General features: G+C 51.3%; 22 protein-coding genes. 12 read left to right on the top strand and 10 right to left on the bottom strand.

Annotation, left to right across the window (positions count from 1 at the left end):
* The first annotated feature begins 61 nt into the window (after positions 1–61).
* The 9 genes from nuoG to LMG33818_RS07370 all read left to right on the top strand — a co-directional run bounded on the left by nuoG (position 62) and on the right by LMG33818_RS07370 (position 11816).
* Positions 62–2809 (top strand): NADH-quinone oxidoreductase subunit NuoG, encoded by a 2748-nt coding sequence (gene nuoG / locus LMG33818_RS07410; RefSeq protein ID WP_442322727.1) that lies wholly within the window; start codon positions 62–64, stop codon positions 2807–2809.
* A complete protein-coding gene (nuoH, locus tag LMG33818_RS07405) occupies positions 2806–3786 on the top strand; it encodes an NADH-quinone oxidoreductase subunit NuoH (protein ID WP_442322726.1) in 981 nt (326 codons plus the stop codon). The genes nuoG and nuoH overlap by 4 nt, the downstream gene beginning before the upstream one ends.
* An 11-nt stretch (positions 3787–3797) precedes the next feature.
* A complete protein-coding gene (gene nuoI / locus LMG33818_RS07400) occupies positions 3798–4337 on the top strand; it encodes an NADH-quinone oxidoreductase subunit NuoI (RefSeq protein ID WP_442322725.1) in 540 nt (179 codons plus the stop codon).
* Between the two features lie 22 nt (positions 4338–4359).
* On the top strand, positions 4360–4884 hold the full coding sequence (gene nuoJ / locus LMG33818_RS07395) for an NADH-quinone oxidoreductase subunit J (protein ID WP_442322724.1): 525 nt from the start codon (positions 4360–4362) through the stop codon (positions 4882–4884).
* Positions 4881–5198 (top strand): NADH-quinone oxidoreductase subunit NuoK, encoded by a 318-nt coding sequence (nuoK, locus tag LMG33818_RS07390; RefSeq protein ID WP_442322723.1) that lies wholly within the window; start codon positions 4881–4883, stop codon positions 5196–5198. The genes nuoJ and nuoK overlap by 4 nt, the downstream gene beginning before the upstream one ends.
* Entirely contained in the window at positions 5195–7054 is a 1860-nt protein-coding gene (nuoL, locus tag LMG33818_RS07385) for an NADH-quinone oxidoreductase subunit L (RefSeq protein ID WP_442322722.1), read from the top strand. Before nuoK ends, nuoL begins: the two co-directional genes overlap by 4 nt.
* A gap of 75 nt (positions 7055–7129) precedes the next feature.
* Complete coding sequence (gene nuoM / locus LMG33818_RS07380; protein ID WP_442322721.1) at positions 7130–8644, top strand: NADH-quinone oxidoreductase subunit M; 1515 nt, start codon at positions 7130–7132, stop codon at positions 8642–8644.
* A gap of 11 nt (positions 8645–8655) precedes the next feature.
* Complete coding sequence (nuoN, locus tag LMG33818_RS07375) at positions 8656–10176, top strand: NADH-quinone oxidoreductase subunit NuoN (protein ID WP_442322720.1); 1521 nt, start codon at positions 8656–8658, stop codon at positions 10174–10176.
* A 359-nt stretch (positions 10177–10535) separates the two neighbouring features.
* Positions 10536–11816, top strand: coding sequence for an amino acid permease (locus LMG33818_RS07370; RefSeq protein WP_442322719.1), 1281 nt, complete (start codon positions 10536–10538; stop codon positions 11814–11816).
* Between the two features lie 131 nt (positions 11817–11947).
* On the opposite strand, the gene LMG33818_RS07365 is transcribed toward LMG33818_RS07370, so the two are convergent.
* The gene (locus tag LMG33818_RS07365) at positions 11948–12772 is read right to left on the bottom strand and encodes an endonuclease/exonuclease/phosphatase family protein (protein WP_442322718.1); all 825 of its coding nucleotides are present in this window, start codon (positions 12770–12772) and stop codon (positions 11948–11950) included.
* A gap of 96 nt (positions 12773–12868) precedes the next feature.
* Positions 12869–13501, bottom strand: coding sequence for a thiol:disulfide interchange protein DsbA/DsbL (locus LMG33818_RS07360; protein ID WP_442322717.1), 633 nt, complete (start codon positions 13499–13501; stop codon positions 12869–12871).
* Positions 13502–13951: 450 nt separating this feature from the next.
* On the opposite strand from LMG33818_RS07360, the gene yihA reads away from it, so the two are divergent.
* Positions 13952–14584, top strand: coding sequence for a ribosome biogenesis GTP-binding protein YihA/YsxC (gene yihA / locus LMG33818_RS07355; RefSeq protein WP_442322716.1), 633 nt, complete (start codon positions 13952–13954; stop codon positions 14582–14584).
* A gap of 68 nt (positions 14585–14652) precedes the next feature.
* Here yihA and LMG33818_RS07350 read toward each other — a convergent pair whose 3' ends face one another.
* The 8 genes from LMG33818_RS07350 to argH all read right to left on the bottom strand — a co-directional run bounded on the left by LMG33818_RS07350 (position 14653) and on the right by argH (position 23424).
* On the bottom strand, positions 14653–15300 hold the full coding sequence (locus LMG33818_RS07350; RefSeq protein WP_442322857.1) for an HAD family hydrolase: 648 nt from the start codon (positions 15298–15300) through the stop codon (positions 14653–14655).
* Between the two features lie 122 nt (positions 15301–15422).
* Positions 15423–16838: a multidrug transporter subunit MdtD gene (gene mdtD / locus LMG33818_RS07345; protein WP_442322715.1), complete on the bottom strand. Its 1416-nt coding sequence runs from the start codon at positions 16836–16838 to the stop codon at positions 15423–15425.
* Between the two features lie 242 nt (positions 16839–17080).
* Positions 17081–18007, bottom strand: a complete 927-nt coding sequence (locus LMG33818_RS07340; protein ID WP_442322714.1) for a tyrosine recombinase XerC — start codon at positions 18005–18007, stop codon at positions 17081–17083.
* A 141-nt stretch (positions 18008–18148) separates the two neighbouring features.
* Complete coding sequence (locus LMG33818_RS07335) at positions 18149–19045, bottom strand: DUF484 family protein (RefSeq protein ID WP_442322713.1); 897 nt, start codon at positions 19043–19045, stop codon at positions 18149–18151.
* The gene (gene dapF, locus LMG33818_RS07330) at positions 19042–19914 is read right to left on the bottom strand and encodes a diaminopimelate epimerase (protein WP_442322712.1); all 873 of its coding nucleotides are present in this window, start codon (positions 19912–19914) and stop codon (positions 19042–19044) included. Before dapF ends, LMG33818_RS07335 begins: the two co-directional genes overlap by 4 nt.
* Positions 19915–19923: 9 nt before the next feature.
* A complete protein-coding gene (lysA, locus tag LMG33818_RS07325) occupies positions 19924–21201 on the bottom strand; it encodes a diaminopimelate decarboxylase (RefSeq protein ID WP_442322856.1) in 1278 nt (425 codons plus the stop codon).
* A 34-nt stretch (positions 21202–21235) separates the two neighbouring features.
* On the bottom strand, positions 21236–21946 hold the full coding sequence (gene lptM / locus LMG33818_RS07320; protein ID WP_442322711.1) for an LPS translocon maturation chaperone LptM: 711 nt from the start codon (positions 21944–21946) through the stop codon (positions 21236–21238).
* The gene (gene argH, locus LMG33818_RS07315) at positions 21943–23424 is read right to left on the bottom strand and encodes an argininosuccinate lyase (RefSeq protein WP_442322710.1); all 1482 of its coding nucleotides are present in this window, start codon (positions 23422–23424) and stop codon (positions 21943–21945) included. Before argH ends, lptM begins: the two co-directional genes overlap by 4 nt.
* A gap of 503 nt (positions 23425–23927) precedes the next feature.
* On the opposite strand from argH, the gene hemC reads away from it, so the two are divergent.
* Complete coding sequence (hemC, locus tag LMG33818_RS07310; protein ID WP_442322709.1) at positions 23928–24917, top strand: hydroxymethylbilane synthase; 990 nt, start codon at positions 23928–23930, stop codon at positions 24915–24917.
* A 121-nt stretch (positions 24918–25038) separates the two neighbouring features.
* Positions 25039–25809, top strand: coding sequence for a uroporphyrinogen-III synthase (locus tag LMG33818_RS07305; RefSeq protein WP_442322708.1), 771 nt, complete (start codon positions 25039–25041; stop codon positions 25807–25809).
* The last annotated feature ends 74 nt before the right edge of the window (positions 25810–25883 follow it).

The raw sequence follows: 25883 nt of genomic DNA, 5'->3' as shown, positions 1-25883 counted from the left end.
CGCGGATAACAGGATTAAAAGGATTCGACGTTATGTTGAATCAAGACCGGAAAGACTAGCCATGGCCACTATCCATATAGACGGCAAGGATTACGAAGTCGACGGAGCAGAAAACCTGCTTCAGGCCTGTCTGTCGCTGGGCCTCGACGTGCCTTATTTCTGCTGGCATCCCTCCCTCGGGAGTGTGGGTTCCTGTCGCCAGTGTGCTGTTAAACAGTACCGCGACAAGGACGATACCCGTGGGCGTCTGGTGATGTCGTGCATGACAGGCATTCAGGACGACAGCTATATCTCGATTGAAGACGACGAAGCGGTAAAATTCCGCGCCAGTGTTGTTGAATATCTGATGCGCAACCACCCACATGATTGTCCGGTATGTGCTGAAGGGGGGCATTGCCACCTTCAGGACATGACCGTCATGACGGGGCATGACCGTCGCCGTTATCGCGGGACCAAGCGCACGCACAAGAACCAGGATCTCGGCCCCTTCGTTAAACACGAAATGAACCGTTGTATCTCCTGCTATCGCTGTGTCCGCTTCTACAAGGACTATGCAGGCGGAACGGATCTGGGTGTCTTTGGCGCTCATGACAACGTCTATTTCGGACGTGTCCAGGACGGTACGCTGGAGAGCGAATTCTCCGGTAACCTGACCGAAGTCTGTCCGACCGGTGTGTTTACCGATAAAACCCACGGTGCACACTATACCCGTAAATGGGATCTGCAGTTTGCCCCGAGCATCTGCCATGGTTGTTCCAGTGGCTGTAATATCAGCCCCGGAGAGCGCTATGGTGAATTACGCCGCATTGAAAACCGCTACAACGGTGCAGTAAACCAATACTTCCTGTGTGACCGCGGTCGTTTTGGTTATGGCTATGTCAATAATGCCGATCGTCCTCGTCTGGCCCTGTTGCGTGACAGCGCCCATGAAGACATGGACATCACTTTAAGTATTGATCAGGCGTTGGATCGTACTGCAGATCGCCTAAACGCAGCCAAACGCATTATCGGTATTGGTTCTCCCCGTGCCAGCCTTGAAAGTAACTATGCACTGCGCGAGTTGGTAGGTGAAGAAAACTTCTCTACCGGTATCGAAGAAGGTGAGCTTGAGCGCCTTTATTTCATGCAGCGTATTCTGCGTGATTGTGGTCTGCCTACCCCTTCCATGCGTGAAATCGAGCAGCATGATGCTGTTATCGTCCTTGGTGAAGATCTGACTCAAACTGCGGCTCGTATGGCATTGTCTGTCCGTCAGGCAGCCCGCGCAGGGGCAACGGATATTGCCGGGCAGTACAAGATTCCAGACTGGAACGTGGCGGCTGTCGATAATTACGCCCAAGGTCACAAATACCCTGTTTATCTGGCGACAGTGACTGAAACCAAACTGGATGACATCGCTCGCGATACTCTTCATGGTACACCGGATGAAATCGCGCGTTTCGGTTTCGCGCTGGCCCATGCCATTGATGAATCGGCACCGGGTGTCGGTGATCTGGATGATGATCTGCTCGCACAAGTGAATGAAATCGCTGAAGTGATTCGCTCTGCCAAACGTCCTTTGATTATTGCTGGGGAATCTCTGCGTTCCACTGCCATACTCAGAGCGGCGGCCAATTTGGCACGTGCGTTCAAGCATGCCGATCTCAATGGTTCACTGAGTCTGGTCGCCAGCGAAGCCAACAGCGTTGGTCTTGCGATGATGGGCGGGCATTCACTGGATTGGGCCTTGAAAGCCCTGACCCGTGAAGAAGCCGATGCGGCTATTGTGGTCGAAAATGACCTTTACCGCCGTCTTCCTGCAAAACGTGTTGATGAAGCACTGGACAGTGCAGATACGCTTCTTGTAGTGGATCATACCCCCACACCCACTTGCCTACGTGCGGACATCGTGTTCCCGGCAGCTACCTTTGCCGAGGCCGATGGCACACTGGTCAGTCAGGAAGGGCGTGCCCAACGCTCCTTCCAGGTGTATGAACCTACCTACTATCGCCCGGATGACCAAACTCACGAATCATGGCGTTGGTTACATGCCTTGCATACCACCATGGAAGATCGTCCGGTGGACTGGACACTTCTGGATCACGTAACACATGAAGTGGCTAAAACGTATCCGCAATTGGAAGGTATTGAAAACGCAGCGCCCAACGCGGCATTCCGTATCAAGGGGCAGAAACTGGCCCGCTCCCCCATTCGCTCAAGTGGCCGTACGGCTATGCGGGCAAATATCAGCGTGGTCGAACCTCGTCAGCCGCAGGATGCGGATACTGCGTTTGCCTTCTCCATGGAAGGGTACAGCGGCTCGCATATCCCTCGTCAGCAGATTCCGTTTGCCTGGTCACCGGGCTGGAACTCTCCACAAGCCTGGAACAAGTTCCAGGATGAAGTGGGCGGTAGCCTGAAAGCGGGGGATCCCGGTGTTCGCCTGATTGAACCGGCTACTGAAAGTGAAGGGCGTTCTTTCGCATATTTCACCGATATCCCTTCTGCCTTCCAGCTTTATCATGACCGTTGGCAGGTTGTTCCTCTCTATCATTTGCATGGTAGTGAAGAAACCAGTGCACGTGCCAAACCGGTACAGGAACGTACCCCTGAACCCTACATTGCACTGGGCGCCGCTGATGTAGACACGCTTGGCCTTGATCGTAATAGCAAAGTGCGTGTCAACGTAGGCAAACATGAGTTGTTACTGCCCATTCGTGTTTCAAGCCAGCTACGCCGTGGTGTCATCGGCATTCCTCGCGGTCTGAAGGATATACCGGTGGATATTTTCGGTGAATGGGCTCGCCTTGAGCAGGAGGTACGCGCATGAGCTCAAGTGTAGAAATCATTGATGTTGTTGTGGCCGTTATTCAGGCCGTCATCATTATGTTGGTGGCTGTTGTTGTCGGCGCTTTCATGAGTTTTGTTGAACGTCGCATGCTTGGCCTGTGGCAGGATCGCTATGGCCCCAATCGCGTGGGCCCATTCGGTTCACTGCAGTTGGCTGCCGACATGCTGAAGATGTTCTTCAAGGAAGACTGGATTCCTCCCTTTGCCGACAAACGCCTGTTTGTTCTGGCACCGATGGTTTCCATGGGGACGATCATCCTTGCCTTTATGGTGATCCCGATCACACCGGGGTGGGGCGTTGCCAACCTGAACATTGGACTGTTGTTCTTCATGGCCATGGCTGGCCTGAACGTATATGCCGTCCTCTTTGGTGGTTACTCCAGTGCGAACAAGTATGCGTTGATTGGTGCCATGCGTGCCTCGGCACAAACCATCTCCTATGAAGTCTTCCTCGGCTTGTCACTTATGGGGATCGTGGCGGTCACGGGTTCCTTCAACCTGCGTGATATCGTTCTTGAACAGCGCCATCTCTGGTTTGTTGTGCCGCAGTTCTTTGGCTTTGTGACATTCCTTGTGGCCGGTATCGCAGTAACGCACCGTCATCCCTTCGACCAACCTGAAGCCGAGCAGGAATTGGCGGATGGTTTCCACATCGAATACTCCGGTATGAAGTGGGGGATGTTCTTCGTTGGAGAATACGTCGGAATTACGCTCGTATCCGCCTTGTTGGTGGTCCTGTTCTTCGGTGGCTGGCAAGGGCCCTTCCTGCCGCCATTCGTCTGGTTCGCGATCAAGACCATCTTCTGGATGCTGTTCTTCATTCTGATCAGGGCCGCACTGCCGCGCCCACGCTATGACCGCGTGATGAGCTTCGGCTGGAAAATCTGCTTGCCCTTGACTCTGATCAATCTGCTGGTAACGGGCGTTGTAGTACTGCTTCACGCTCCGGCTCATTAAGGGGGAATGCCATGATTATCAAGTTGCTGCATGGCACCTGGACTCAGATCCGCACAGTGTGGATGGTCTTCTGTCATGCTTTTAGAAAGCGTGAAACACTGCAATATCCTGAGCAGAAGGTCTATCTGCCGCCGCGTTATCGTGGTCGCATCGTACTGACACGTGATCCGGATGGTGAGGAACGCTGTGTTGCCTGTAACCTCTGTGCTGTGGCCTGTCCGGTGGGCTGTATTTCACTGCAGAAAGGGGAGAAAGAAGACGGGCGTTGGTATCCGGAATTCTTCCGTATCAATTTTTCCCGCTGCATTTTCTGTGGCCTTTGTGAAGAAGCATGTCCTACCTCAGCCATTCAGCTGACACCCGATTTCGAACTGGGTGATTTCAAGCGCCAGGATCTGGTGTTCGAGAAAAAGGACTTGCTGATTTCAGGACCGGGTAAAGATCACGATTACAACTTCTATCGTGTCGCGGGCTTGTCGATTGCCGGCAAGGATAAAGGGGAGGCTCAGAACGAAGCAGAGCCTATCAACGTCAAATCACTGCTGCCATGAGCCAGATAAGGTTATAAAAGCCATGGAATTTTCCTTCTATCTATCAGCAGTCGTTGCCGTCATGGCCACTCTGGGAGTGGTAACCGGTACTCATCCGGTTCATGCGCTGCTTAATCTCATTGTTTCGCTTGTTGCGATTGCAATGGTGTTCTTCTCCCTTGGAGCTGAATTTGCCGGTATCCTCGAAATCATTGTCTATGCCGGCGCCATCATGGTGTTGTTCGTCTTTGTGGTGATGATGCTTAACCTCGGGCGCGAGGTCGTCGAGCAGGAACGGGCATGGCTCAAGCCGGGCGTATGGGTTTGGCCCAGTGTCATGGCTGCTGTTTTGCTGGTGGTGATGGGTATTACTCTGATCATGGACTCGACCGGTACCGCCATCACGGGGACGACTCAAACACCCACGCAGGTCGGTACTTCCCTCTTTGGCCCTTATATTGTCATGGTTGAACTGGCGGCATTCCTTCTGCTGGCGGCTTTGGTCACAGCGACCCACGTGGGGCGTGACGAAGGTCATAACGACGACAGAGGGGAGGGAGTAAAATGAATACGTTGGCTTCCATTCCGATGGGACACGGACTGTTTCTTGCGCTGATTCTTTTTGTGATCGGTGCCTCAGGACTTCTGGTACGTCGTAACATGTTATTCATGCTGATGTGCCTTGAAATAATGATGAATGCTGCCGCACTGGCCTTTGTGGTCGCCGGAGCAGCATGGGGTAAGCCCGATGGTGAGGTGATGTTCATATTGATCATCACACTGGCAGCGGCAGAAGCGAGTATCGGCCTTGCGTTTCTGATCCAGCTCCATCGTCGCTTCAAGACATTGGATATTGATGCCGTCAGTGAGATGAAAGGATGAACAGTTTATTTCTCGTCACACTCTTTCCGCTCCTAGGGGCCGTGGCGCTTGCATGTTTCCGGCGTATGCCGGTCAATCTTGCAGCCACCATTGGTGTTGGTTCAGTGGCCCTGGCGGCGCTGACCACCCTGCTGGTGGGTATCAGCTTCTTTGGTCACGGGCAACTTCCTTACGTTCAGCATCTATGGACCTGGATTTCAGTAGGGCATTTCAATGTCGGTTTTGATTACCGGCTGGATGGTCTCTCGCTTACCATGCTTGGGGTTATCACGGGTGTAGGCTTCCTGATCCATTTGTTTGCCTCGTGGTACATGCGTGAAGACCTCAAGGATCAGCACGGTTACCTCTACTCCCGTTTTTTCTGTTACATGAATCTGTTCGTGTTCAGCATGTTGATACTGGTGTTAGGCAACAACCTGCTGCTTTTGTTCCTCGGTTGGGAAGGCGTTGGGCTTTGCTCCTATCTGCTGATCGGTTATTACTATCGCGGCATTGATAATGCGTGTGCAGCCTTTAAAGCATTTATCATTACGCGTATCGGTGATGTCTTCCTCGCTATCGGTATGTTCCTTCTATGGGTGCAGTTCGGTACGCTGGATATTCAGGCCATCGCTGCCATGGCGCCACATATACTGGCAAAAGGGTCGTTGTTGACTGAATTGACCGCCCTCATGTTACTCGGCGGTGCGGTAGGTAAATCAGCTCAGTTGCCGCTGCAAACCTGGCTGGCAGATGCGATGGCGGGGCCGACACCTGTCTCTGCTCTGATTCACGCTGCCACCATGGTAACGGCCGGGGTATATCTGATTGCCCGTATGCATGTGGTCTTCCTGCAGGCTCCCTTCACGTTGGAGCTGGTCGGTATCATTGGCATGCTGACACTATTGATCGCAGGCTTCTCTGCCTTCGCGCAGACTGATATCAAACGTGTTTTGGCTTACTCCACCATGGGGCAGATCGGCTATATGTTCCTGGCGCTGGGTGTGCAGGCCTGGGATGCGGCGATCTTCCACCTGATGATCCATGCCTTCTTCAAAGCACTGTTGTTCCTTGCTTCCGGCTCGGTCATCATTTCCTGCCATCACGAACAGAACATCTTCAAAATGGGTGGATTACGTAAGCAGATCCCGTTTGCCTATGCCTGCTTCCTGGTCGGTGGTGCTGCGTTGTCAGCTCTTCCATTGGTCACGGCGGGTTTCTATTCCAAGGACGCCATCCTCTGGCAATCCTATGCGAATGGTCACACCGTGTTGTGGCTGGGTGGATTGATCGGAGCATTACAGACATCCATCTATACCTTCCGCATGATTTTCATTGCTTTCCATGGTAAACCGAATATTCATGCGCATGGCAACCATGGTATTGCTCATTTTCTGCCGCTGACAGTGCTGATGATTCTCTCAACGTTCCTGGGAGCTATTTTCATCAAACAACCGCTGTCACACGTATTGCCCGGAATTCAGCATCATTTGAGTGGGGGAATGGAACTTTCGCTTGAAATTCTCTCCTCCGCGCTCGCGCTGATCGGTCTCGGGATTGCGGCAATCCTGTTCCTCGGTCGTCGTTCGCTGATCAAGTCGATAGTCGAGACAGAAGAGGGCACCAAAATCTGGCGCTTCTTCAATTCGGCCTTCGGTTTTGATGCGATCTATGACCGTGTGTTCGTCAAGCCTTATCTCTTCATTACACGTTTGCACAAGTGTGATTGGGTTAATGGCCTGATGGACCTTGTACCAGCGCTTGTGCGCTTGGGTAATTCGGCAATGTCCGCTACGCAGAATGGTCAGGTTCGGGCCTATGCAGCGACATTCCTGGTGGGTGCAACGCTGATCGTAGCGGCACTGTTGATTGCTTGATGACGTGAGGTCCACCTCCTCCCCTGAGGGCGGAGCGAAGGTGGACCCAATAAAGGAAAAGGAATCGAAACTCTCATGATTCTCCTCTGGCTCATACTGATCCCATTCATCGGCGGCCTGTTATGTTGGCTGACTGGTAACATGGGCCTCAAAGTGCCCCGCGTCATCGCGCTGTTGAGCACATTGTTACTTCTCGTTCTATCAATTTGGCTTTGGTGGACGGGGACCTACTCCTTCACTGATCCAACACACGTCCCCGTGTGGAGTGACCAGTTCCAGCTGGCCTGGATACCGCGTTTCGGTATTTCCATCCATTTGGCATTGGACGGCTTCGGGTTGTTGATGGTAGTGCTGACAGGCGTGGTTGGACTGCTCTCTGTTGTCTGTGCGTGGCATGATCTGGAAGGCCGTAATGGCGCTTTCTACTTTAATCTTCTGCTGTTGCTGACAACGGTGGTAGGTATCTTTCTGGCGGTTGATCTCTTCCTGTTCTTCTTCTTCTGGGAAGTCATGCTGATCCCGATGTATTTCCTTATCTCGCTATGGGGATTCAAGGGCAGCGATCGCCAGTCCAACACACGCGCAGCGGTGAAATTCTTTATCTACACCCAGTCCTCTGGGCTGTTGATGTTGTTGGCCATTATCGGACTGGTGTTTGTGCACTATTCACAAACAGGTGTCATTACCTTTGATTATGACTTGCTGTTGGGGACGCACGTAGGCGGAGCCTTTGGCATGGTCTTGATGCTGGGCTTCTTCATTGCCTTTGCGGTCAAATTGCCTGTTGTGCCATTCCATGGCTGGATGCCTGATGCCCATGCCCATGGCCCCAGTGCCGGATCGCTCGATCTTGCCGGTATCATGATCAAAACGGCCGGGTTTGGCTTGCTGCGTTTTGCCTTGCCCCTGTTCCCTGAGCAATCAGCCCTGTTTGCGCCTGTTGCCATGGTGCTTGGTTTGATCAGCATTTATTACGGTGCTGTTATGGCCTTTGCACAAAAGGACATCAAGCGACTGCTGGCGTATTCGACCATTTCCCATATGGGCTTTGTTCTGATCGCTATCTACTCCGGCAGTACACTCGCGCTACAAGGTTCGGTCGTATTAATGATCGCATCGGCGCTCTCCGGTTCAGCACTGTTTATTATTTCGGGTGGTTTGTATAACCGTTTGAAAACACGTGACATGAGCCAAATGGGTGGCCTCTTTGGGCGTGTGGGTGCTCTTTCAGGGTTCTCTTTGGCCTTTGCGATGGCATCCCTGGGGATTCCCGGAACGGCCAACTTCATCGGTGAATTCCTGATTCTCTTCGGAGCCTTCGGCGCATGGCCGTGGGTAGTCGTGTTAGCCAGTATTGGTCTGGTGCTGGCATCGGTTTATGCGCTGACCATTCTTCACCGCATCTACTATGGTGAACCGAAGATCGAGGGCACATTTGCGGGTTTGAGTGTGCGTGAAACCTTTATGCTGGGATTGGCACTCGTGCTATTGCTGTTCGTTGGTTTCTATCCGCAGTTGGTATTGAATGCCTCACTGCAACCAATGACAGAAATCGCACAGTGGTTCTCTGTTCCTACTTTGCTTCAATAGACTGAGCCGCCATGAATCTGACACTGACACATTTATTTGCGATCCTGCCGATGGTTATCGTTGGCATCACGGTCGTCGTCGTCATGCTATCGGTGGCTTGGCGTCGCAACCATCTGCTCAACGCTACGTTGAGCGGTATTGGCCTTGTTCTCGCCCTGCTTTCCGTATTTTGGGTATGGCATTCCGGCAGCTCATTGGCTGCCAGTGGTATGGGCTTCCCCACACCAGTAACCCCGATGCTGATAGTTGATGGTTATTCGTTGTTCTATAGTGCGTTGATCCTGATCGGCGCACTTGCCTGCAACATCTTTGCCTTTTCCTATCTGGAAGGGTTGAAAGAGCACCGCGATGAATTTTATCTGCTGTTGCTTTGCTCCACCCTTGGGGCCTTGGTACTGGCGAGTAGCATCCATATGGCCTCACTGTTCGTAGGGCTGGAGCTGATGTCGGTCGCGCTATATGGCATGGCGGCTTATACCTTCCAGCAGCGGATGTCGCTGGAGGCAGGGATCAAGTACATGGTGCTGTCCGCCGTTGCTTCGGCCTTCCTGCTTTTCGGTATGGCACTGCTGTTCGCGGCCTATGGGGTACTTGATTTCGCGGGGCTTGGTCTGCGCCTCGTCTTCTCTGATTCGGTGAACGTCTGGACACTGATCGGGGTGGGCATGATCGTGATCGGGCTGGGCTTCAAGCTCTCCATCGTGCCTTTCCATATGTGGACTTCCGATGTCTACGAAGGAGCGCCCGCACCTGTTTCTGCCTTTTTGGCCACTGTCAGCAAGGTATCGGTATTTGCGGTATTTGTTCGCTTTGTGATGATGGTACCGACATTCAGCCTGAAGCTGTCTGTCATCGTTGGCATTATCGCTGTGCTTTCCATGTTGGCGGGTAACCTGCTGGCACTGAAACAGCGCAATGTGAAACGCTTACTGGCATACTCGTCCATTGCCCACATGGGTTATCTGCTTTCGGTCATTGTTGCCCTTCGATCCGGTGTGACCAATGGTAATGGTCATATCTCGATGGGCGGCCATTTGGTAATGGAGACAACCGCGCTATACCTGGTGGCGTATGTACTGACATCATTGGGCGGGTTCGGTGTGGTATCACTATGCTCCAGCCCTTATCTGGGTGAAGAAGCCGGCCACATCAATCAACTGCGCGGGCTTTACTGGCGCCGTCCAGTGTTGGCTGTCTTCATGGCTTTCATGTTGCTGTCACTTGCGGGTATTCCATTGACAGCGGGCTTCATTGGCAAGTTTTATGTACTTGCCCTTGATATGAATGATGGGCTTTGGTGGTTGGTCGGTGCGGTGATCATCGGGAGTGCCATTGGCCTCTATTACTACCTGCGTACGATGGTCGCTTTGTTCCAGCCTGAATCATCAGATACGATCCACGCACCCGTAGGTGGAGGGCAAGCGGTAGGCGCGTTTACCGTGGGTGTTGCAGCCCTGTTGACGCTCATCGTTGGTATTTATCCTCAACCGTTGATTCATCTGGCGCAGATAGCGCTGCCTGTCGGGTTTTGAACAAGTGAATCAACCTGCGCGGTAATGTAAAACGATTTCAGTATGAAATCACTTTGATACGCCCCGGTCAGTCTTTCGCTGTCCGGGGCGTATTGCGTATTTTAGTTGTGCTCTCGTTTCGTTGGAATTTTCTGCTCAAAGAAGCAAATTTTGTCGCAATGAAAGACAAGGAATCTCAGGTTAGGTAGAATCCCTTTCCTGCATCAAGACTTAGTGCCCGTCTGGTTGTTCATCAATACTATAAATGGATGGATCTCTTGGGGGGAATTGAGCAGCGCAGTGCGTGGTTTTAGTTTGGGTCGTGCAGGCTGGTCGAAGAATTGGTCTGACAAACATCTTTCATGCGGTCGTAGTATTCAATGAAGCAGTCGTCTATTTCAGAAGTAAACTCTAATCATCATACAGGGGCTGATACCGTCATTAACCAGCGCCTTAATCGTGGGGATATTCACTGGATTCTCGCCTTGTACGGCACGGCTGTTGGGGCCGGTACCCTATTCCTTCCCATAAATGCAGGGATTGGTGGCATTTGGCCTTTATTGTTGATTGCCTTGCTGGCCTTTCCTGTCACCTTCTTTGCTCATCGTGGCCTGACACGATTTATTTTGGCCGGTGCCGAGCAAGGTGACCGTGATCTGACGGATACGCTAAAACGCTTTTTTGGTCCCACTTGGGGTAAATTACTTACTGGGCTTTATTTTTTCGCCGTTTTCCCGATTCTTCTGGTCTACAGCGTGGCTATTACCAATACGGTAGAAAGTTTGCTGATTCATCAGATCGGGATTGATCCGTTACCGCGCTCATTATTGTCGCTGGTATTGATTGGCATACTGGTTCTTATTGCAAAAGGTGGGCAGCGCGTCATTCTGCGGGTCATGAGTTTTCTGGTCTACCCTTTCATCGCAGCATTAGTGGCGTTGGCTCTTCTCTTGATCCCTCACTGGAAGGGCGATTTTCTGGCAACTGCCCATCAACCTATTCATGTGGGGCATATGATCACCACGCTGTGGCTGGCAATCCCTGTCATGGTATTTTCATTCAATCATACCCCGATGATCTCGGCTTTTTCCGTGGCCCAGAGGGAAAGGTATGGTGTAAATGCAGAACCCCGAAGCGCTCGTTTGCTAGCGGTGGCTCATTTGCTGATGGTTGTTACGGTGATTTTCTTTGTGGTTAGCTGCGTTATGACGGTCTCCCCCGCAAACCTGGCTGACGCCGAACATCAGAATGTTTCTATGTTGAGCTATCTGGCCGACTATCTGCACACGCCAGTGATCGCCATCGCCGCCCCGATTATTGCCTTGGTCGCCATCAGCAAATCTTTTCTGGGTCACTATATCGGTGCACGTGAAGGTTTTCGCGGGTTAATGGGCAACGGTAGTCGTCGGATGGATCTGTTAGTCACCCTTTTCATGTTCCTGTGTTGCTGGGGTGTGTCTGCGTTGAATCCGAGCATCCTGGGATTGATTGAAAGCCTGGGCGGCCCCGTGATTGCGCTACTCCTCTTTCTGGTACCCATGGCGGCGGTTGCTTTTGTGCCTGCGATGGCTCGTTACAAAGGGGCGCCCTCCAACGTGTTTGTCGTTATTATCGGACTGATTGCCGTATCTGCGACGTTTTATGGTTTCGTTGGATCGTAATAGAAGGGGTATCGCACAGAAGTAAGCGGTTTTGGAGTGGGGGCCACCACAGGTATAAAGAGGCTCTAATATCAGGGATACCCTCTCCATGAGCTGTCTCTCTCCTTGGACTATGACAGCGATGAAATGGGTTACACGAGTAGGCTTTCGGGCCCTTTACCAGCACGTGGTGATGTTATTGCCGCGAGGCATTCTGGAGGAAGCGCTATCTCTGCAGCAATAGGCAGGTGATCCGAAAACAGCTGATCCAGCACGTGATACTGTTTTACCCGTAGTGTCTTCGATATAAGAATATGATCCAGTGCCCGATTTGGTTGCCAGGCCGGGTAGCTGAGCAAGGTTTCAAGTGCTTTCAGGTTCAAGGCATCGAACAGGTGAGGGTGCTTTCGTAATTGCTCACTTGTCGCGTTCAGATCTCCCATTAGAACCACATGTTTGAGCGGCGCCACCAGTGTACTGAGATAGTCCAATTGTTTAGCTTGAGTTTTCTGGCCCAGTGCCAAATGGGCTACAAAAATATGCAAAGCGTCTGGCCCGTCGCCCAACCGTGCATGCATGGCACCCCGCCCCGGCGGCCCCGGTAACTTGTGGTTTTCAACATGAGTGACGGGAAAGCGGCTTAGCAGCCCATTACTGTGTTGCGCAAACTTGCCCAGGTCTCGATTAAGTTGTTGATAACTGTATGGAATGTGAGCACTTCTGGCGAGGTATTTGATTTGATTGGTATGCCCCGACCTGAAACTGCCCCCATCCACTTCCTGCAATCCGATAATGTCGTAGCGTTTGAACATTTCAGCAATCAATGCGAGACGCTTGTTGCGTTTCGCATTAGGCAGAAAATGCTGCCAGCTATGAGTAAAGTACTGATAGAAGGATTGAGTACTAATGCCGACCTGAAGGTTGAATGTCATCAACCGAATCGTGTTGGGCATGTTTTTTTGAGATGACGACGGCACGGGATTCTACCTGCTTCATGAGAAAAGCCCCCAGCTGGGGGCTCTGTGGATTATGGACAGGAGGATAATGATTCAAGGGGGCCTTGTCCGTTGAACTCAGGAGTGATTCTGCTGAGCACGTACCATGCTGATAACGTGGTCAGTTACATTCAGCATGTTTTCCAGCCCACCCGCAGACTGCGGATCAATCACATATTTGCCATCCACTACAATGGTGGGAGTACCTAATACCTGATAAGCCAGCACTTCAGAGTGTGCCTGATTGATCTGGTTGGAGAGCCCGAAAGAGTTCAGTGTATCCAGTACCTGTTTTTTGGTAACGCCATAATGGGAGTAAAAGTTGGCAATATCATTCGGCGCAAGCAGTGTTTGTCCGCCACGCTGGATAGCATTGAAGAACGCATCATGTGTTTTCTTAATGATGCCCAGGTCAACAGCCGCATAGTAGGCACGCGCATGTTCCGTCCATGTTTTGCCTAACGTGGCTGGCAACAGGGATACCTCTACATCCTTGGGTTGCTGTGCACGCCATTTCTCGAAACTGGGTTCCAGCGCATAGCAGTGAGGGCAGCCATACCAGAAAATTTCCTGAACAAGGATTTTTCCATGAGTCTCGTGTTGAACCGGCTGTGAAAGTACTCGGTAGCCATCGTCTGCGCGAGCAACAGAGGTAAGTGCAGTCAGTGCTGCCATTCCTGCGATCACTAGAATCGCTAACTTCTTAAGCATTACTTTTTCTCCTGACAGTCCTTATTAATTAATATAAGCGAAGTTTTCTGAAGCTCGACCATGGCCATATAGGCAGTCATCGCTTGTCATTTCAGACACCTTCGCATGGATAGCGGTTCCCATTATGCTAAAAGATAAATCTCCGCGTATCGTTGTGCTTCAATGGTACACTTTGATACCAACGAAATGCGACACTCTGTGTCATCATTGCTATTTATATTGAAGATGTCTATCGGAATTTGTTGTGTAAAGACGGGTACCCAAGATGCGTGGTCTGGTATTCCAATTGGCAAAGCCTGAAAATATATCCTATATGCCACTAACGCTTTAATCGTCATAATGGGCATTACTAGATAGTGTTTTTATCAGTCAATAGAGTCATCCGCTATAACGGCACTTGGCTAATCAGCGCTAAACAACTTCGTAAAGAAACTGGAGCAGCAGGTTTTTATGTCAGACCTCACCCCACAAGAGCCCAAACGGAAGCTCAATTACCATTTGGCACATTATCTGAAAAGTGCGCCAACCGTAGCCACTTGCCCGCCAGATGAAGGGGCTGAAGTTGCATTTGCCGGGCGCTCCAATGCAGGAAAATCCAGCGCAATTAACACATTGACCAATCAGAAGTCATTGGCGCGAACCTCAAAGACGCCAGGGCGTACGCAGCTGATCAACTTCTTTTCATTGGATGACGAACATCGCCTGGTGGATTTACCCGGCTACGGATTTGCCAAGGTCCCTGAAAAGGTCAAAAACGAATGGCAGCGTCATTTGTCGGATTATCTTCAGCGGCGCCAGGCACTCAGGGGAGTTGTCTTGCTGATGGACATTCGTCACCCTCTCACTGAATTCGATTGGATGTTGGTGAAATGGGCGAATGCTGCAGAGTTGCCTCTCCATATCCTGTTGACCAAAGCCGATAAACTGAAGCGCGGAGCAGCGATGAATACGCTGCACAAAGTGAAGAGAGAACTTGAGGCTGTATCCGCTGAGGTATCCATTCAGCTGTTTTCATCTCTCCAGCGTCAGGGCGTAGCCGAATTGGAAAGTTGCCTGAATCAGTTGCTGCTGGAGCAAGCCTGATTCAAGCCTGCTTTCGTCAACAATCCCATACAGAATTTTCGTATCAGTGATACGTGTTGATACGCTTTTCAGTCACCATAAGGCTGCCCAAGGCGCTTTAACAAATCGGGTAGTTCTTTAACATGCTTCAGGCGGTGTACGTTGTTGGGTAACGTCCGTTTTTCATCGAAGATATCGATCCAGGCGACCTGCATTCCTAGCTCAGCAGCGGGTTCAGCGTCATTCTCCCATGAATCCCCGACGTGCATGGCATGGTGAGGATCGATCCCACCGAGCGCCTTGAGGGCATGAAGGAAAATACGTGTATCGGGCTTCGGCATACCGATTTCGCCCGCCTTGTAGCAGACATTGAAATGCTGACCCAAGGTTAGATTGTTAACATCGACGTTGCCATTGGTAATAACCGCCAAACGATAATTCTGTTTCAGTGTTTGCAGCATAGCATCCACTTCAGGAAAAGGGGTGACCCGATGCCGGAGTGTGAGCATATGCGCGACCGCTTCTTCTGTTAGCTGAGTCGCTTCAGGTTCTTTTATCCCCTGTTCCAAGATAATGTCATGCAGCACTTTTTGACGCACATAAGTCACATCGCCACAACGCTCTGTTCCGGCTAACGTTTGCGCAAACGCCATGCGTCTTACCCTGTTTTCATCAATACCAACGCTGAGTGGTGCTCTCAGTTTCTTTTCCAGCCAGTCTTGAAGGTCATTCTCCATTTCGATCATGACAGGCACGTTATCCCAAAGGGTATCGTCTATATCAAAGGTGATAGCTTCAAGATGCATCGAGTATTCCTCGGCAGGAAAAGGGTGGACTATACAGCGTTGGACACTTTTCATTATGCCGTTTTTTTCTTGCGGGCACGAACGCGACCATCACCGGCATGAAGTTGGAAAAAGATAAATGCGGCGAGAATAGCAATCCCTCCCACACATAGGAAAGTAGCGAAAAATGCGTGCATGATTTGTGTATTGTCGGGTGAAATAGAGCCGCTGAAGCCATCCAGGAGCGCAGCAGAGCTTGCGACACCCATTCCAATGGAAAGCTGCATCACGACGGCCAGCATACTGTTCCCACCTGCCGCATTGTCTTCCTTGAGATCAATCAAAGTGAGCGTATTCATGGAAGTAAACTGCAACGAGTTGATTAGCCCCAAAATGGCGAGCTGAATCAATATGATCACCTCTGGTGTAGAAGAGCTAATAAAGCCCAGCCCCATAATCATGATGCCCAGTAGCACCGTATTGATAACCAGTGTTCGCCGATAGCCAAGGCGTGTCAGAATGGGTTGGACAATCGGTTTTGCCGCCATGGCAGCCAAGGTCAGAGGGATCATGGTCAGGCCGGTCTTGATCGGCGAATAGCCCAGTCCGACCTGCAATTTCAGTGGTATCAGAAATGGAAGGGCACCATTGCCTAAACGCGCGAAAATATTGCCAAGAATTCCGACGGTAAAGGTGCGGATTTTAAAAAGCGACGGTGAGAACAGTGGTTCTTCAATACTAATTGCCCGTAACCAATAGATGCACAGTAGTGCACAGCCCACCAGTAAAAGCAGAACAACAGGCACGCTGCCCATATGCAAATCGGCTAGCCCTTCCAGACTCATGGAGATGGCGACCATGGCACCTGAAAAAAGTACGAACCCCAATAAATCGAAATGCTGGTGCTCTTCGCGCTGAAAATTCGGGGTAAATTTGCCGGCGAAATAACAACCTACGATGCCGATGGGAATATTGATCAGGAAGATCCAGTGCCACGAAAGCGCCTGTACCAGCCAGCCCCCGAGTGTCGGGCCAACCAAGGGGCCTAACAGAGCGGGTAGTGTGACAAAGCCCATGACCTTGACCAGTTGTTCACGAGGATAACTTCGCAAAATAACCAGTCTTCCAACAGGCACCATCAATGCGCCGCCTATCCCCTGCAGTATTCGCGAAATGACAAGAAATACCAGTGATCCCGAGATGCCGCACAGCAGTGATCCAATCGTGAACAGCACAATAGCCCCAGCAAATACGCGTCGTGTGCCATACCGTTCGGCAATCCAGCCAGAGACGGGGATCAAAGCGGCGACGGTTAACAGATAAGCAATGATAACGGACTGCATCTGTAAAGGGTTCTGCTGCAAGCTTTGCGCCATGGAAGGCAGGGCAACATTCACGATCGTGGCATCCAGACCTTGCATGAAAAAAGCTGTCGCCATGAGCCAGGGAAGAAAGCGGGCAAGTCTAGGGGATAAGGGTGTGCTGTCCATGTAAAGTTATCATGTTGTTTTCAGTGAACGTTCGCGGGCTTCATGGTCGGAAGCAAAATGGAGGTAGTGCCGCAACACTTCGCTTTTATTGCTACCTGTTACTGCGTCTCGTATTGATTAGGACCCAGACGAGGCTGTATCGGCCGCCTGAATACAGTCGCTTAAGAAGTATAGATCACTTTTCTAACCTGAGTTTTTATTGGAAATTAATCCACGGTCTCTTCAGGCAAACTTATATACTGTTATGAATTCTGACGCCGACGATGGGCTCGAGGATGAGCATTGTCGTATGTATCTGCCAAATGCTGCCAGTCCAGACGTGTATAGATTTGCGTAGTACTCAAGTGGGAGTGGCCCAATAACTCTTGTACGGCGCGCAGATCATGACTGGATTCCAGCAAGTGGCTCGCAAATGAGTGACGAAGCCTGTGTGGATGCAGGTGCTCTGGTAGCCCGCGTTCCATTGCCAGCTTGTTCAGACGTAATTCAACCGCCCGTGCCCCCAAGCGGGTACCGCGTTGCCCGACAAAGAGGGCTGTTTCTCCCTGGCTGGCGAGCACTGCACGGCTGACAGTCCATTGGAGGAGTGCCTCCTGAGCACGTGACCCTACAGGCACTTGCCGTGGCTTGCCCCCTTTCCCCATCACTCGAACCCGTTGTCCATCATAGTCCTGAAGATTCAGTCCAACCAACTCGGAAAGACGTAGCCCCGATGAGTAGAGGAGTTCGATAATGGCCTGGTCACGGATGCCTAACGGTGAGCCATCGTGTCCGCTATCCATGAACTGTTGGATGAGATCAACATCGATAGGACGAGGGAGGGAACGGGTAGGCACTGGCGTTTCGAGCAATTTGGCCGGGTTTTGTGTTAGTTGGTCATTTTCCATCAACCAATCAATGAATCGCCGTAGCGCGGCCTGTCGGCGGGCAATCGTTTTGCCACTGAGCCCTCGGGCACGCTCGTGACTCAGGTAACGTCGCACGCAGCGAATGTCCAACCATGCCCATCGCCCTTGTAGAGGTATGCTCTGTTCTTCCACAAATTGTAGAAAGAGGGTGAGGTCGCGGCGATAGGCATCCACTGTGGTAGCGCGTTGCCGTTGGGCCAGCCGATCAAGGAAACGGTCAAGGTCGGTGTATTGTGCCTCAAGTGAGGTTGTACTGGACATTATAGGCTTCCTTGTAATCGGACTTTCGATGGGAAGTACTTTAATTAGGATACAGCCTTGAGGGGAGGAGAAGCGAGAACCATTATTTGAAAAGGACTTTGAAAGCTATAATGTAGGTTAATAATCGATGCTAAACATATCCTACAGTGTCGAAAACCCATGCAATAACCTCCCCACAACCTGGCCAAGGTAATCAATAAAAAGCGTATCCAATGACGCATTGAAGCGTGTGGGGGAAGGTGACCCCAGCACAAGAAAACCTGTTTGGTGTCCAATGGCAATACGCGTCAATGCAATGGAGGCATAGGTTGCGTTTTGCGGATCGTGGGAATTCTCTTGAGAGATCGTTAGTTGGGAGGGGGCTTCCGAGTATTCCCCCTCTGGAATATCCGGGTTCGTGCTACCACTACCACGGGCTTGACCTGCCGGAAAATCCCTTTGAATTTCATTAGCAGCTTGCTGTTTGTCGCCTTTCGACGTATTGGATACAGAATGGGCTCCTGACGAACCGGATTCGAGAATATCCGGTAGCACAAAGTGATACTGCGCTTTCGTTAACTGGGTGCAGCCACAATGTCGCCCTTTTAACAATTGTTTGAATAACGCCTGATGTGGCTCATCCAGCGAATGAATGGGCTGCGCTAATTGTTCATTTGGATCGGTAGTCCGCCAAAGTGCCATGGCTGCAATATTCAGCTGTTCGTTGAGCTGATCACTCAGGCCCTGCAATAGCGCATCTACACTGTCACTTTCAAGCAGGGTCAGAATAATGCTGCGAAGCTGGCGATACTGAATTTCAGTATCACGTGCGGCGTTCAGCAATGCGGTCAGGCGATCATCCAGTCGTTTGGAACGCTCACGTGCCATTAATAACTGTTTTTCGAGCAGTGAAATTGCGCCATGCTCAGCGTCGGGGTGTGGTACCTTGAGCACCTCCAACAAAGCATCACGGCCATGGAAAAAATCAGGATGCTCAAACAACCAGCGTTCGATGATGTCAGCGCTCAGATCCGGTGAAGGAGAGGTAGGTTGGCTCATAGGTCCAGCCGTCCGTCATACACTTTCACCGCCGGCCCCGTCATGATGACGGGGTGGCCTTCCCCTTGCCATTCAATTGTCAGTTTACCGCCTTTTAAGGTCGCTTCGACCTTGTGATCCAACCATCCACGTTGAATGCCGGATACCACTGCCGCACAGGCGCCAGTGCCACAAGCGAGCGTCTCACCTGCGCCACGCTCATACACACGAAGCTTGATGTGTTGCCGATCAACAACCTGCATAAACCCGACGTTAACGCGTTTTGGAAAGCGCGGATGTTGCTCAACGACCGGGCCAAGGTGTTCAACAGGTGCATGTTGTGCGGAATCTACCCGAATAACTGCATGGGGATTACCCATCGAGACAACGCCCACTTCAACTTCATTCACTGTTGCGTTGTTTGCGAGTGTTATTGGGGCATCCAATGGCAGGCGGTATGCGTTTGCCTTCGTGGGTTCTCCCTTTAGTGTTTTGAAAGGGACACTTTCGCTGGTCAAGCCCGGTTTCCCCATATTGACTTCGACACGCTCATCGGGCGTGATCGAAAGGGTAAGCGGGCCACCTGCAGTTTCAACCCTGATGGCGTTTTTGGTGGTCAACCGTTGGTCGCGAACAAAACGCACAAAACAACGTGCACCATTACCGCAATTTTCTACTTCACCGCCATCCGCGTTGAAAATGCGATAACGAAAATCCATTTCCGGATTGCGAGGGGGTTCGACAATCAATAATTGATCGAACCCAATACCAAAGTGACGGTCTGCCAATTTGCGGATTTGTTCTTTATTCAAGAAAATGCGTTGTGTAATTGAATCAATGACCATGAAGTCATTGCCCAATCCGTGCATTTTGCTGAAACGTACATGCATGGCTGTGTCTCACTCAGACGGTGGAAGCAGGTATTCACCTGCCCAAAGCTGTTGGACAGTCTCACGTTCGCGAATCAGGTGGAGCGTATCTCCATCAACCATGACTTCGGGAGGGCGAGGGCGAGCATTATAGTTTGAGGCCATACTGAACGAATAGGCACCCGCTGAACGGACCATGAGCAAATCCCCCGCTGCCAAGGTAAGTGAACGATCCTTGCCAAGAAAATCACCCGATTCGCATACCGGTCCTACCACGTCGAAGGAGGCTTCCATGCGTGGTTCACCGTCATCCCGTTCATCCACTCGTTCAATCCCCATCCAGGCTCCATAGAGAGAAGGACGGATCAGGTCGTTCATGCCTGCATCCACTAATGCAAAATGCTTGTATTCAGTGGGCTTGAGAAACTCGACTCGTGTAAGCAGGACACCCGCATTGGCGGCTATCGAACGACCGGGCTCGACAATGATTTCAAGGTGTTGCGTCAAGGGATGTTGTGCCAACCGTTCCCTCAGAGGCCGAAGATAGCTTTCGGGAGTGGGAGGAACTTCATCATGATACTTCACCCCAAGTCCGCCACCAATATCGAGATGCTTCAGTGTAATGTCTAACTCGTTAAGCTGCTCAATCAGGCTAATCAGCCGTTCCAGTGCATCCATGAAAGGGGAAACATCGGTGAGCTGAGAGCCTATATGGCAGTCCAGCCCCACGACATCCAAATATTCCGCCTCGTTAGCCCAGCGATAAGCTTCTACCGCTTCTTCGATAGCGATACCAAACTTGTTTTCTTTCAGGCCGGTAGAAATATAGGGGTGCGTTCCTGCATCTACGTCAGGATTAACGCGAATGGAAATGGGTGCCACTTGCTCAAGTGATTCAGCACAGGCATTAATGAGCGCCAGCTCAGCCAGTGATTCAACGTTGAAGCATTTGATGCCGGCTTGCAGTGCATCGATGATTTCATGACGTGCTTTGGCCACGCCGGAAAATACAACCCGAGAAGGATCCCCACCGGCGGCCAGCAGGCGTTGCAGTTCACCGCCAGAGACAATGTCGAACCCAGCACCCAATGAGGCAAGCAGGTTAATAATAGCCAGATTGGCATTGGCTTTCATGGCATAACAGACCAGATGAGGTATCCCATTCAGCGCTTTCTGATAGGCCTGGAAGTTGGTGCTGAATGCTGCCCGAGAGTAGACGTAGCAAGGCGTTCCGAAGCGTTTCGCAACGCGGTCAAGAGGAACGTTTTCCATATGCACGAGGCCTGTGCGGCGCTCAACGTAGTCAATCATGGGGATGTTTCACCTGCTATCTTCTAAAATATTACTGGGAGTTCGGTGTGCCACTTTGAATATTCAATCCACTGCCTTCGGTGGAGGCGCTATAAGGGGTGAATTGCATACCCTGCCACGGGGGCGTATCGGATGAATTGGCAGAAGGTGCCGTGGACACAGGTTGATGTCCTGTTGAAGAGTTTTCCTCATGAGGGGCACGTGAATCAGTGGGCATTCCTACCGATGCGCTTGTATTATGCGACGCATGTTCGACCGACGTTGTGTTAGCTGACGCCGCTTTATGCGAATTTTCTTGAGCAGTATGTGCTGAAGGTGTCGCTGGCGCAGAAGAGGTACCCGCGCTGGTAGAGGAAATGCTGCCACTTGTTTCAGGGGCTCCCGTTCCTGCCGCTGCCGAGGTAATGCCGGACGCAGATGAGCTGTTGTCTGCTGACACACCTGTGCCATGAACGGCATTTTCGGTCGCTGATGTGCTTGGAGCAGGTAATGCTTGAGGTGTTTGTTCATGGCTATGATGATGCCGATGCGTATGACCCTGAGCATTTTCCTGCTGTTTTTGCTCATTTGCTTCATGGCGATTGATCGGTGGCAACCCGTAGGCATTGCCTGGATCATAACGTTCCCTCGCGGCTTCATCACTGGGCATATAAAGTGGGCCGGTCTGGCCACAACCTGCTAACACAGCGCTGACCAACGAGAGCAGAGCAGCCGTTGCTAGACGTGACTGACATGATTTCATAGCGATGTTTCCTGTGTATTGGAGCCAAGGCCAGTGATATGTGCTGCGGCCGGTGAGTGTTGAGCCAATGCCTCGCGCGCGCGTTGGGCAGCGGCTCGCACTTGGTCCGGCGCTGTACCTCCAATATGGTGACGTGCAGCGACAGAGCCTTCGAGTGTCAAAACATCAAAGACATCTTTCTGAATAATGTCTGAAAAACGTTGCAGTTCTTCAAGTGAGAGCTCGGAAAGATCCTTGCCTTTCTCGATGCCGTATGCGACGGATTTACCCACGATTTCGTGGGCATCACGGAATGCAACGCCTTTGCGTACCAGATAATCGGCCAAATCAGTTGCTGTTGAATAACCTTTGCGAGCCGCCTCGTACATGTTGTGTTCCTTGGGAACTATCGCGGGCACCATATCGGCGAAGGCACGTAGGCAGCCTTTTACAGTATCAATGGTGTCAAACAGGGGTTCCTTGTCTTCCTGATTGTCCTTGTTGTAGGCCAAGGGTTGAGACTTCATTAATGTGAGAAGACTCATTAGGTGACCAAACAGGCGGCCTGATTTCCCGCGCACCAATTCGGGAACGTCCGGGTTTTTCTTCTGGGGCATGATGGAAGAGCCCGTGCAAAAACGGTCCGGCAGTTCGATGAAGTCGAATTGTGAGCTGGCCCACAGGACCAGTTCTTCGCTCATGCGTGAAAGGTGCATGCCCAAAATACTGGCAAATGCACTGAATTCGATGGCGAAGTCACGATCGCTGACCGAATCCAATGAATTTTCGGTCGGGCGATCAAACCCAAGTAGCTCTGCCACCAGATGACGATCGATCGGATAGGTAGTACCCGCCAGCGCGGCTGCGCCCAGTGGTAGAATATTGACCCTTTTACGGCAATCGGCAAGACGCTCCTGGTCACGTGTGATCATCTCCTGCCAGGCCAATAGATGGTGCCCAAATGTCACTGGTTGAGCAGCCTGGAGATGCGTAAAGCCCGGCATGATGACGTCGGCGTAACGTGTCGCCAATTCGATCAGTCCAAATCTCAGGCGGCTTAGTTCGGTATCGATCAGATCAATTTCATCTCGGACATAGAGGCGAATATCCGTTGCGATCTGGTCATTACGCGAGCGGCCAGTGTGTAATTTCTTGCCAACGCTGCCAATGCGATCTGTGAGCCGGGCTTCCACGTTCATGTGAATGTCTTCCAGCGCGACAGACCATTCGATGTTGCCTGCTTCGATATCTCTGGCAATCGATTCAAGGCCACCGATGATCTCTTTCACTTCTTCATCCGTTAACACACCGACCTTGTTCAGCATGGTCGCGTGCGCTATGGAACCGCGAATATCCTGCTTGTACAGGCGTTTGTCGAAATTGATGGACGCGGTGAATGCGGCCACGAATGCGTCTGTGGGTTCGCTGAAACGTCCACCCCAGGCCTGATTGGTGGCTTCTGCCGAAGGCGTGTTGCTTGATGTAGTATTTGACGACATGGCTCTGGACTTCCTGATGACAAACTGACTGTATAGCCGTGAAATAAAAACGATTAAAGCGCCGAGCAGTCCTGTCAGAACATTACTGTTGATCTGAAAAAGTGAGGATGAACAGAGAAGACTTTCTTCTCCTGTGTACCCGCCTACTGCTCATGGTCATGAGAACATTGTTATCTGAACATTGTTAATTGAAGAGTGTAACAGTCTTTGGGGGCAAGGCGTACTTAGTTCGCTTGAATCCATTCATGGATGGCCAACAAGTGCCGTTTGGTATGGTTGATCAATCACGCCCATCAGTGGAGTCAATCGGATGTATGCATGAATAGTGTTATAATGACCCTATTCTTTCCATGTGTTTTTCGGACATGCATTTGTAATCATGTTTTTTACAGCGTGTATAAGCTGCTGATTTATAAATAGACTAGCCGTTTTCTTATATTCGCTCATGAACAGCGGCCTTGCCCTGAACACACTGAACCCTTCCTTCTCTATCGGGAGTGACTGTGTCTGCGAGTTCTCAACAAAAAACAAACGCTCAGCCAAGCGACACTGAGCTGAAAACCCTGCGTATTGCAACGCGGAAAAGCCCTTTGGCCTTATGGCAAGCCGAGCATGTCAAGGCGCGTCTGGAAGGCCTCTATCCTGATCTAGCCATCGAACTGGTCACCATGACCACGCGGGGCGATCGTATTCTGGATGCGCCGCTTGCCAAAGTGGGGGGGAAAGGGCTTTTCGTTAAAGAGCTCGAACAGGCGCTCATGGATGGGCGTGCTGATATTGCTGTGCACTCCATGAAAGACGTTCCCATGTTTTTTCCGGATGGCTTGACTCTGGGCGCTATTCTTGAGCGTGCGGACCCTAGTGACGCTTTTGTTTCACATGATCATGATGCGTTGGAGGCGCTCCCTCAGGGCGCAACAGTAGGCACCTCCAGTTTGCGCAGGCAATTGCAAGTGTTGGCATTGCGCCCTGATCTGAATATCAAGAGCCTTCGGGGCAGCGTGCAGACGCGCCTGAAAAAGCTCGACACTCATGAGTTTGATGCCATTGTGCTTGCCACCTCTGGACTGGAGCGTATGGCGCTCGGCAACGTTATCCGCCAACGTATCACTCCTGAGGAGATGCTCCCTGCCTGCGGTCAAGGTGCTTTGGGGATTGAATGTCGTGAAAATGATCCGAGTGTTCGATCATTGATAGCCCCGCTGATTGATCGTGACACTAGTGTTTGTGTCCGCGCGGAGCGAGCCATGAATACGCGTTTGGAAGGGGGGTGCCAGGTTCCAATTGGTGGCTACGCCATTTTGAATGAAAAAAATGGTGAATCGCTGTGGTTACGTGCATTGGTCGGCGATCCCGATGGTTCAACACTGCTGCGATATGAAGCGAAGGGGAGTGCTCTCGATCCGGAGGCACTGGGTATTGAAGTAGCCGAGGGATTATTGGCTCAAGGTGCCGGTGAAATCCTTGAACGCGTTTATCAGGATGCAGAATAAGAGCACTCTTTCTAGTCGAAAGATTGTTTTCTAACATATCGTGATTTTCGAAAAAATCGCGTTTTTGCAAAATTCGCATAATCACAATATAGCTGGGGTTGCGCTGATGGAGGCTTCATCAATGAGTGAACGAGTATTGATTGCTCGGCCCGGTGCCAGAGCCGCGGCGCTTCACCATGCATTGGCGCAGCATGGTTTTACTCCCGCTAATCTGGACGCCATGTCACTGGTACCCCTGATGCCTCCAGAGACATTATCCCGATTTCTATTTACGTCTGATGCAGGTAGAGCGCCGGCTATTGATATGGTGGTATGTGTGAGCCCTTATGCTGCACATCGCCTTGCGACATATTTGTCGCCGCGACCTGATTGGATGGCGCAAGCTCGTCTTGTTGCGACGGGGCGGAGCACCCAACAATCTTTGGCTTCCCTGTTCGATCATGCATCTCGGGAAATACTTGTGCCTTGCCCGGGGGAGTGGTCTGCCAGTGAGGGATTATTGGCAAATCCCCAGTTACAAAAACTCACAGGGCAATCTATCCTGCTTGCCCGAGGCGAAGGTGGGCGTAAATCTCTGGTTAATGCTTTTAAAGAGCGTGGGGCCAATGTGCATGAAGCTGTGCTATACCGCCGTGCGATGCAAACACCTCCTTCGCTGGAACGTGCATGGCTTTTAAATGGGGAATACAGCGCCTTGATCGTGACCAGTGCCGAACAGTTAGGGCATCTGGTGCAGTGGTGCTCTGATAAATCTTTGGCCCGCCCACTGGTTGTCTCAAGCCCCCGTCTTGAATATCTTGCCGTGGAAAAGGGCTTTCAGCGTGTATTGATGGCAGGCGATGCAACACCGAATGCTCTAGCCAATGCGTGTGACTTTCTACATAATCCCTGAATGCCATGGCTCTCGTGTTTGATTTGTGGCTGATTATTCAGGCGTGCACTCTGATGCCTCCCATATTCTTCCAA

The organism is Cernens ardua, assembly GCF_051251085.1.
Taxonomy (GTDB): Bacteria; Pseudomonadota; Gammaproteobacteria; order Pseudomonadales; family Halomonadaceae; genus Cernens; species Cernens ardua.
Note: the sequence above shows the minus strand (reverse complement) of the source record. Positions and strands in the feature narration are given on the sequence as shown.